The 5,761-nt window shown below is 37.0% G+C and carries 7 protein-coding genes; 6 read left to right on the forward strand and 1 reads right to left on the reverse strand.

Annotated features, from left to right (window positions below):
- The 6 genes from GQR47_RS12865 to GQR47_RS12890 form a co-directional block, all read left to right on the forward strand.
- Positions 1 to 434, forward strand: a 434-nt coding sequence (locus GQR47_RS12865; protein WP_206016109.1) for a CopD family protein, incomplete at its 5' end; no start/stop codon positions are given.
- A gap of 23 nt (positions 435 to 457) precedes the next feature.
- The gene (locus tag GQR47_RS12870) at positions 458 to 946 is read left to right on the forward strand and encodes a nuclear transport factor 2 family protein (RefSeq protein WP_165723891.1); all 489 of its coding nucleotides are present in this window, start codon (positions 458 to 460) and stop codon (positions 944 to 946) included.
- Between the two features lie 10 nt (positions 947 to 956).
- Entirely contained in the window at positions 957 to 1,475 is a 519-nt protein-coding gene (locus GQR47_RS12875) for a DUF411 domain-containing protein (protein ID WP_165723892.1), read from the forward strand.
- A gap of 133 nt (positions 1,476 to 1,608) precedes the next feature.
- A complete protein-coding gene (locus GQR47_RS12880; protein ID WP_165723893.1) occupies positions 1,609 to 2,121 on the forward strand; it encodes a DUF305 domain-containing protein in 513 nt (170 codons plus the stop codon).
- Between the two features lie 24 nt (positions 2,122 to 2,145).
- Complete coding sequence (locus tag GQR47_RS12885; RefSeq protein ID WP_002963060.1) at positions 2,146 to 2,877, forward strand: MauE/DoxX family redox-associated membrane protein; 732 nt, start codon at positions 2,146 to 2,148, stop codon at positions 2,875 to 2,877.
- A 471-nt stretch (positions 2,878 to 3,348) separates the two neighbouring features.
- Positions 3,349 to 3,951, forward strand: a complete 603-nt coding sequence (locus tag GQR47_RS12890; protein ID WP_165723894.1) for a hypothetical protein — start codon at positions 3,349 to 3,351, stop codon at positions 3,949 to 3,951.
- Positions 3,952 to 4,282: 331 nt separating this feature from the next.
- Here GQR47_RS12890 and GQR47_RS12895 read toward each other — a convergent pair.
- Positions 4,283 to 5,463, reverse strand: a protein-coding gene (locus GQR47_RS12895; RefSeq protein ID WP_165723895.1) for an IS3 family transposase whose coding sequence is annotated in 2 segments (ribosomal slippage) — positions 4,283 to 5,205 and positions 5,205 to 5,463 — 1,182 coding nt in all. Because the reading frame shifts where the segments join, the coding sequence is not laid out codon by codon here.
- Between the last annotated feature and the right edge of the window lie 298 nt (positions 5,464 to 5,761).

Consider the following 5,761-nt stretch of genomic DNA (forward strand, 5'->3'; position numbering starts at 1 on the left):
AGTTAGTGAAAAGTATTTTAACCTTTCACCTTATTGCCATTGCGAGCTGGTTAGGGTCATTGTGGCCGCTTTACAAAAGCTGCACTTTACTACCTACCAGTGAAGTAAAGCGGTTAATGCATTACTTTGGTCAACTCGCTATTGTTATTGTATTTGTACTACTTATTTCGGGCTTAACTCTGCTCCTGCAGTACCTAGAGTCATTTTCTGCATTGTTTACATCAAATTATGGGCAACTAATTTTATTAAAGCTGTTACTCGTCAGCGCGATGCTGTTACTAGGTGCATGGCATAAGCTTTTTTTAGTCCCGCAAATCACTCAACAACACCATATAAGTATATTAAAACGCTCGATCACTGTTGAAATATTAATTGCCCTATTTGTACTTATTACAACAAGTGTATTTACAACACTTGTTGGTCCGCCTATTTAACGATTAATAAAAAAAGAAAATGTATGTTAATTAAATCCTCTAATTTAAAAATTTTATTGCTACTAATTTTTAGCGCTGTTAGTTCTTTTGCTGTGAACGCACACACCCATGAAGAGCACACAAAAAAAGGCTGGGTCTTTGTTAATGTTGATAGCGAAGCTGCAAAGGCAGTTAGCTTATTTCATGCATCCCTAAAACAAGGCGATGCCAAAGGTGCCCGTAAATTACTGGCCGACGATGTCGTCATTTTTGAAGGCGGAATTGTTGAGCGTTCTGCAGATGAATACGCGAACCATCATATGATAGCGGATATGAAATTCTTAAGTGCAGTTGATAGTGAACTGCTAGAGCATCAAGTTCACACAAATGGAGACATAGCTTACTCAATTTCAAGAAGTAAAACTCAAGGAAAGTATAAAGGGAAAGATATTAAGTCTACGGGAATGGAATCAATCACATTAAAAAACACCGATAAAGGTTGGAAAATCACTCATATTCACTGGTCTAATTAAGGAGTTAACAATGCGAGTAATCTACATTACCTCAGCGTTTTTTTTATCATTAACTATGTCATTTTCGGCAATGAGTATCGAAAAACAGCATAAAACATCAATAATCTATGAAAATTCAGAAAAACCTGAAATTGAGCTTACCGTTTATAAAAGTAAAAATTGTGGATGTTGTAATAAGTGGATTGCTCATTTGAGTGAAAACAATATTCAAACAAAAGCAATTAACGTTGATGACATGGGGTCGATTAAATCTCAGTATCAAATAAAACCTAATATGCGCTCATGCCATACAGCCGTGTCAGCCGATGGATTTGTATTTGAAGGTCATGTTCCCGCTAAACATATAAAACAGTTTTTATCTGGGCAACACGCTCCGCACATTACAGGCTTAAGTGTACCAGCCATGCCTATTGGCACTCCCGGAATGGAAATGGAGGGTATATTTCACAAATATAATATTGAACTACTCACTGACAACTCAAATGAAGAAACCTACAGATACATAAGTAAATCCAGCGAGCAATTTTAGCCTAACGGCATAATTCTTGAGTTAATTGTTAAATACCCATTTTACACAACAGGAAACACTGATTTGTGAGCTTGATAGTGTAAAAATTACTCATATGTAAAAACAAAATACAAAACTTTTAAGGAGCAATACAATGTCACACTATTCAAAATTTTTTTTAATGATAGCAACATCCACAATAACCATGTTTGTATTGATGTATTTGAACACCTACCAACTTAGTCATGTTTATTTTAGTGAAACTCGTACTTATATGGCGCTTTATATGGGAGCCACGATGGCAGTGATAATGCTACTTTTCATGCTCAATATGTATAAAGATAAAAAGAAAAATATAACAGTACTCATTGCTAGTGTTGCCGTATTTGCAGGAAGTTTATTTTTAGTTCGCTCACAAGCGACTGTTGATGATAGCTCATGGATGTCGGCGATGATCCCACATCATTCAATTGCCATACTCACCAGTGACAGGGCAAAAATCAAAGATAAACGCGTTCAAAAGCTAGCTACAAATATAATTGAAGCCCAAGAGCGAGAAATAAAAGAAATGCAATGGCTCCTAAAAGATATAGAGCAAAACGGCATTGCACAAACCAATGCTCAAGCACAATTAAGAGCTGTTCCAGATTTCAATTCAAATAAATAAACCGCATAACATAAGGAGTAAAGCATGAGTAAATCAGCCCAACTTTTTAGAATGGCAACAGATGAGCATATTTGTCCGTTTGGTTTAAAATCAAAAGACCTACTAGAGCGAGAGGGATATACAGTTGATGATCAGCTTTTAACTTCTCGAGAGCAAACAGATGAATTTAAAAAACAACACAGTGTAGAAACTACACCTCAAGCATTTATTGATAATAAACGTATAGGTGGCTACGACGATTTACGTGATTACTTTAATAAGCCACAAGCAGCCCAAGAAGGTACAACTTACACGCCCGTGATTGCGATTTTTTCGGTTAGTTTTTTGCTTAGTGTGGCATTTAGTTTTGCATCGGATAATAGCTTATTATCAATGCAAACCGCTGAACTGTTTGTAGCCCTAACAATGGCAGTGTTAGCAATACAAAAGCTTCAAGACTTATTTAGCTTTACTAATTCATTTATAACCTATGACTTAGTCGCTATGAAAGTAGTCAGGTACGCTTATGTTTACCCATTTTTAGAAGCATTTGTTGGCATTGGAATGATAGCCGGATTACCAGCCTATATTATTGCCCCTATTTCATTATTCATAGGTGGGGTTGGTGCTGTTTCAGTGATAAAAGCAGTCTATATAGATAAACGAGAGTTAAAATGTGCGTGTGTAGGCGGTGACAGTAACGTACCACTAGGGTTTATCTCTCTAACAGAAAACTTATTTATGATAGCTGCCGGTATTTGGATGTTTGTTAGGTAAATAACAGCTTTAATTTAAAATATGATGACGAGCTTATTTATAGCACGAACCAGACTCAGTAGTTGAGTCTGGTTCTGCCTGAAATTAAAACGCCATCAATTTGCTCTGGCTTCTCTAAGGTATCTTGAAGTTACAATGAGACTAAAGTTTTTTATTAATTGCATGATTTAAAAAAGCACTAGCCCTCTAACTTTATTAAATAGATCTAATCTAAATTTGATTCCAGGATTCTTTTGGCAATAAATTTTGTGAAATTTTTTCTAGTCCGCTTAGAGCGATAAGCAGACGCTGGTAAAAGTTAAACATTCCTTTTTTTGCATGTTAAAAAAAGCCTACCCTAAGAACAATATTTATAGCTGGCAATAACTTACACTATTTGCTATTAATAGAATCTCATAGAATAAGGACGTTTTCACGCTAAAAAATGGAAAGTGTCCTCCGATAAAGTTGTTATATGCCTAGGGAGGCTATGTGTTAAAGCCTGATATTGGATTAATGTTTGAAGAAGATTTGTCAGATGAAATCTTCAAAGAATTTGAAAATTCTGTCAAAACGGACGGATTAAACTTACTCGTTGAATCTAAAGAGCCTAGTGGCCCCATGATGTGCAGTGAGTGGCATGTTATTCCTGTTGTCCTAGCATTTATTGGTAAGAGTTACTTTGATGGATTCTTAAAAGAAATGGGGAAAGATCATTACCAATTTTTTAAAGAAAGTTTATCCTCTTTATCGAATAAAGTGATGGACCCCCCCCGAATTGAACCGACTCTGATGGGGACAAAGGGAAAGCTAAGTACAAATAACCCATTTTCCCTTGCTTTCGCTATACACGCCGAAACCAATGATGGCTTTACATTTAAATTGTTAATTCCTAAGTCATCAATTCACTGTAGTTATGATCTAATTACGATTAAGTTTATGGAGTTTATTGAAGATTATCATTTAGGAATAAAGGATTTAAATTCCATTGGTTTTGTTAACCCGCATCCACTGCCACCGAAAGGTCTTATTTTTGTTCATTACAATATAGAAGCTAATTCAATTGAATGGTTAAATGAAAAAGATTATCGGTAATCGGCATATAACCAGTCCATCAAGCTGATTCGCAACACCATCACATTGGTTGCAAAGAATAAAGGCGTAACAAATTGTGCCAGCACTGCTCACGGCTTATGGCGGCGTTATAAGTTCAATCGAGTTTGCATATGAATCCAATTAAAAGTTTAACGACTGAACGTTTGATTTTAAGGCAATGGAAGGTTGTAGTGGTACAACGATCTATTAAATCATAACGTATTTTGTATTTATTCTCTGAATAGTAGTGGGCATGATTCAATAAGCGCGGATACACTATCCGACTGTAGGAAACTCGTGTTACAGTTTAGGAACATATGAGGTGTAGTGGTCAATAAAATTTGGCCACAGTTTTAGAATCTTGATATCTAACCTCAGATTCATTTGGCGCTAAACCGGCATTATAATGATGCGGCCTAACGTTGTTGTAATATCCGTTGATATAATCACTAACGCTATATTTAGCATCTATAAAATTTCCATATCCAACCTTTGGCATCCATTCCGTTTTAAAGCTTCTAAAAAATCGCTCCATTGGTGCATTATCCCAACAGTTTCCACGCCTACTCATACTTTGTTTGATTTTATAGCGCCATAAACGTTGACGATATTTTAAACTGGTATAGTGACTACCCTGGTCTGAATGAAACATCAGTCCTGTCGGCTTTCCTCTGCTTTCATACGCGAGTTCAAGCGCTTTTAGCGTTAAATTAGTATCTGGCGACAACGACATGGCCCAACCAACTACTTTACGTGCAAATAAATCAATAATAACGGCTAAATAAGCCCAGCGATTACCTACCCAAATATACGTCACATCACCGCACCACACGGTATCTGGCTCAACAACATCAAATTGTCTATCAAGCAGATTTGGAATTTCAAGGTGCTCATTACCGCCGCGTTTATATGAATGTTGAGGTACTTGGCAGCTTTCAAGCTTTAATTTAACCATTAGCTTAGCAGCACGATAACGACTCAATTCAAAATCATTGTTCGTTGCTATTGCCGCGATTGTCCGCGCCCCAGCTGAGCCGCCGCTCATTGCATGTATTGCTCTAACTTCAGCCTCTAGCCTTATTTGTTCTGGTGTCGGCGTTGTATCCCTTATAGCCCAATATTTATAGCTGCTACGATGCACATTGAATACGTTACACAGCACGCTAATTGGGTAACGCTCTCGTTGATTTAGTTTCTCAATTAACGAGAATTGTTCAGGGAGTCGGACATCAAGAGAGCGGTAGCCTTTTTTAATATATCCTTTTCTAATTCGATGCGTTGGATTTGCTTTTTAAGTTCGCGGATTTCAATTTGTTCGGGCGTCATTGGCGAAGCCGATGGTGGCTGGCCATTACGCTCTTGCTTTAATTGAGTAACCCACTTACTAACGGTTGATTTACCCACACCCATCGCTTTGGCTGCTTCTTCTTGAGTATAACTTTGGTCAACTACAAGCTGAGCTGTTTCTAATTTGATTGCTGCAGAATACGTTGCACGTTTTAATTTCGTCATTTTTTCACCCAAATTGGTATGCTTATCAGCATAACATTTCTTTCTTAATGGGTGGCCAAAATTAATTTACCACTACACTAAGAATAAAATCCGAAAGGCTGGACTTCCGTTCGACTAACTCATGTACATAAGCTTTTGTTGCAAGCCTTTTTATATAAACATATTGAGGAATTATTTGTTCAGGTAACTTTTTAAAGTAGTCGTGTGCGTTTGAATCGCCCCGAGTTCATCGGAGACCAGTTTGTTTAAGTCAGGCCACTTTACCTGACTCGTTTAAATTATCATAGTAGTCTGTTTC

The organism is Pseudoalteromonas sp. Z1A2 (assembly GCF_011378755.1).
GTDB classification, from domain to species: domain Bacteria; phylum Pseudomonadota; class Gammaproteobacteria; order Enterobacterales; family Alteromonadaceae; genus Pseudoalteromonas; species Pseudoalteromonas distincta.

Excerpts from the sequence above, each read along its gene's own strand:
- GQR47_RS12875 (WP_165723892.1), top strand. The coding sequence starts at position 957 with ATGCGAGTAATCTACATTACCTCAGCGTTTTTTTTATCATTAACTATG.
- GQR47_RS12870 (WP_165723891.1), top strand. The coding sequence starts at position 458 with ATGTTAATTAAATCCTCTAATTTAAAAATTTTATTGCTACTAATTTTT.
- GQR47_RS12880 (WP_165723893.1), top strand. The coding sequence starts at position 1,609 with ATGTCACACTATTCAAAATTTTTTTTAATGATAGCAACATCCACAATA.
- GQR47_RS12885 (WP_002963060.1), top strand. The coding sequence starts at position 2,146 with ATGAGTAAATCAGCCCAACTTTTTAGAATGGCAACAGATGAGCATATT.